General features: G+C 71.1%; 4 protein-coding genes. 2 read left to right on the forward strand and 2 right to left on the reverse strand.

The window, feature by feature from the left end; translation table 11 throughout:
• Window positions 1-39 precede the first annotated feature (39 nt).
• Both FNH08_RS47980 and FNH08_RS47985 read right to left on the reverse strand, forming a co-directional pair.
• Window positions 40-1,056 (reverse strand): aldo/keto reductase, encoded by a 1,017-nt coding sequence (locus FNH08_RS47980; protein ID WP_152778192.1) that lies wholly within the window; start codon window positions 1,054-1,056, stop codon window positions 40-42.
• Window positions 1,056-1,517, reverse strand: coding sequence for a MerR family transcriptional regulator (locus tag FNH08_RS47985; protein WP_152778193.1), 462 nt, complete (start codon window positions 1,515-1,517; stop codon window positions 1,056-1,058). Before FNH08_RS47985 ends, FNH08_RS47980 begins: the two co-directional genes overlap by 1 nt.
• A 135-nt stretch (window positions 1,518-1,652) precedes the next feature.
• Between FNH08_RS47985 and FNH08_RS47990 the strand changes: the two genes are divergently transcribed.
• Together FNH08_RS47990 and FNH08_RS47995 are read left to right on the forward strand one after the other, a co-directional pair.
• Window positions 1,653-2,123, forward strand: a complete 471-nt coding sequence (locus FNH08_RS47990; RefSeq protein ID WP_152778194.1) for a GNAT family N-acetyltransferase — start codon at window positions 1,653-1,655, stop codon at window positions 2,121-2,123.
• Window positions 2,124-2,142: 19 nt separating this feature from the next.
• Window positions 2,143-2,964: a serine hydrolase domain-containing protein gene (locus FNH08_RS47995; protein ID WP_152778195.1), complete on the forward strand. Its 822-nt coding sequence runs from the start codon at window positions 2,143-2,145 to the stop codon at window positions 2,962-2,964.
• The last annotated feature ends 52 nt before the right edge of the window (window positions 2,965-3,016 follow it).

Here is a 3,016-nt window from a genome sequence, read left to right on the forward strand (position 1 = left end):
CCGGTAGGGCCACCGGGCGTGACCAGCCCACGGACGGGCTTACTCCCGGCCCGCCGACGTGAACGTCATGTCCGCGTAGCGGTCGCCCGCCACCTCGGCCGCGATCGGCTCCAGGAGAGCCAGCTCGGCCTCGGTGAGGACGATGCCCGTCGCGGCCGTGTTCTCCTCCACCCGGCTGGCCTTGCGGGTGCCCGGGATGGGGACCACCGGCAGGTCGTGCACCTGGGCCTGCTGCTGCACCCAGGCCAGGGCGATCTGGCCGAGCGAGGTGTCGTGAGCGTCGGCGACCGCGCGGACCGGCTCCAGGAGGGCCGTGTTGGCGGCCGCGTTCTCGCCGGTGAAGCGGGGCTGCTGACGGCGGAAGTCGTCGGCCGTCAGGTCCTTCTCGGCGTTCGAGAAGGAGCCCGTCAGAAAGCCGCGGCCGAGCGGTGAGTACGGCACGAGGGCCACGCCCAGCTCGCGGGCGGCCGGTACGACGCCCGCCTCGATGTCCCGGCTGAACAGCGACCACTCCGACTGCACGGCCGCGATGGGGTGCACGGCCTGTGCGGCCCGCAGCTCGGCGCCGGTGACCTCGCTCAGTCCGAGGTGCTTCACCTTGCCCTCGCGGACCAGCTCGGCCATGGCGCCGACGCTCTCCTCGATCGGCACGTCCGGGTTCCGCCGGTGCATGTAGTAGAGGTCGATCGCCTCGACGCCCAGGCGCCCCAGGCTGGCCTCCACACAACTGCGGATGTACGGCGGGTCGTTGCGGATGATCCGCCGCGTGGGGTCGTCCGGCGGGATGGAGAGGGCGAACTTCGTGGCGATGACGACCTCGTCGCGGTGCGCCTTGAAGAAGGGGGACAGGAACGTCTCGTTCTCCCCCGCGCCGTACGCGTCGGCCGTGTCGTAGAGCGTGACGCCGAGTTCCAGCGCCCGTTCCAGGGTCGCCCGCGACTCCCCGGCGTCCGAGGGGCCGTACCCGAAGTTCATGCCCATGCAGCCGAGGCCCTGTACGCCGACCTCGGGCCCGCCGTCGCCGAGCCGCACCGTCGTGATCTTGCCGTCCGTCATCAGGACCTCTCCGACGCCAGGGCCCGCCCGGCGTCCGCGTAGAAATTGATCTTCCGGTCGAGCACCGCGAGCGTGTCCTGGAGCTCGGCGATCCGGGCCAGTACGTCCTCCCGGGTGGCCTTCAGCAGCTCGAAGCGGTCCCCGTACGTGTGGTCGCCCTCGCGGACCAGCTCCGCGTACCGCACCATGTCCGCGACCGGCATGCCGGTGAGCCTGAGCTTGCCGACGAGCTCGAGCCAGTCCAGGTCGCGGTTGCTGTAGCGGCGCTGGCCGGTGTGGGAGCGGTCGATGTGCGGCATCAGCCCGATGCGCTCGTACCAGCGCAGGGTGTGCGCCGTCAGGCCGGTGAAGGCGACGACCTCGCTGATCGTGTACCTGTCCTGGCCGTCGGGACGCCGGTCGGCGTGGACCGGGCCGGCGCAGCTGTCGGTCGTGGTGGCTGTTGTCTCCATCACCGTCATGCCCTCAACGCTAGGACCCTGGAGTGCACTCCAAGCAAGCGGAATCAGATGAAATTCCGGCGACTCGTCGACTCGTCGACCCGGCGAATGAAATTGCGGCGACGGCTCACGGCTCCACTGGCTACCGTGCGGATCATGAGTCTCGTACGCCGTGCGGTGCCCGAGGACGCGGAGGAACTGCTCCGGCTGCGTCAGGTGTTGATCGATTCGATGGCGGGGGCGGACACGTCCACCGACTGGCAGACGGAGTCCCTGCCGACGATACGCGGGAAACTGGCCGACACGGACGGGGGCTTCGCGGCCTTCGTCGTCGACCACCCCACGAAGCCGGGGGCGCTGGCCGCGCTGGTGGTCGGGACGATCGAGTACCGGATCGGGCGCGCCCGGAACCCGCACGGCACGATCGGGTACGTGTTCAGCGTGGCCACCGCCCCGGACCAGCGCCGCCAGGGGTACGCCCGCGCCTGTATGGAGGTGCTCCTCGACTGGTTCCGCGAGAAGGGCGCGGGGCAGGTCGACCTGACCGCTTCCGAGGACGCCCGGGCGCTGTACGCCTCGCTCGGCTTCCAGCGCACACCCGACCCCTTGATGCGGCTGCGTTTCTGAGCCGCATAGGCTCCTAAGCATGTCCTTCCAAAGCCTGGCGTTGATCGAGAACTGGCCGGTGTCCACCGCCGCCGCGGCCGTCGTGCGCGCGGACGGCACCGTCCTCGGCTCGTACGGCCCGACCGGGCACCGCTTCCCGCTGGCCTCGGTCACCAAGCCGCTCGCCGCGTACGCCGTGCTGGTCGCGTACGAGGAGGGCGCAGTCGAACTGGACGAGCCTGCGGGCCCGCCCGGCTCCACGGTCCGGCATCTCCTCGCCCACACCTCCGGGCTGGCCTTCGACGAGCACCGGGTGACGTTCGCGCCCGGGGAGCGGCGGCTGTACTCCAACGCGGGGTTCGAGGCGCTTGGGGACCATGTGGCGAAGGCGACGGACATCCCGTTCGCGGAGTACGCGCGGCAGGCGGTGCTGGAGCCGCTGGGGATGGGATCGACCTCGCTCGACGGCTCGCCCGCCAAGGACGGGGTCTCGACGGTGGACGATCTCGTGCGGTTCGCGGTGGAGGTGCAGGCGCCGCGGCTCCTCGACCCGCGGACGGTCGGCGAGGCGATGAGCGTCCACTACCCCGGGACGAAGGGCGTGCTGCCGGGGTACGGGCACCAGAACCCCAACGACTGGGGCCTCGGCTTCGAGATCCGTGACTCCAAGTCCCCACACTGGACGGGCACTTCGTCCTCGCCCCGCACCTTCGGCCACTTCGGTCAGTCGGGCACCTTCCTGTGGATCGACCCGGTGGCGGGCGCGGCGTGCGTCGCTCTGACCGACCGTGCGTTCGGGCCGTGGGCGGTGGAGGCGTGGACGCCGTTCACGGATGCGGTACTGGCGGAGCTGCGCGGCTGAGATCGGGGTTTCCTCGCCCCCGCCGCCCCTACCCGTCCCATCCCCGGGGCTC

The sequence above is a fragment of the Streptomyces spongiae genome (assembly GCF_009377185.1).
In the GTDB taxonomy this organism is placed as follows: Bacteria; Actinomycetota; Actinomycetes; order Streptomycetales; family Streptomycetaceae; genus Streptomyces; species Streptomyces spongiae.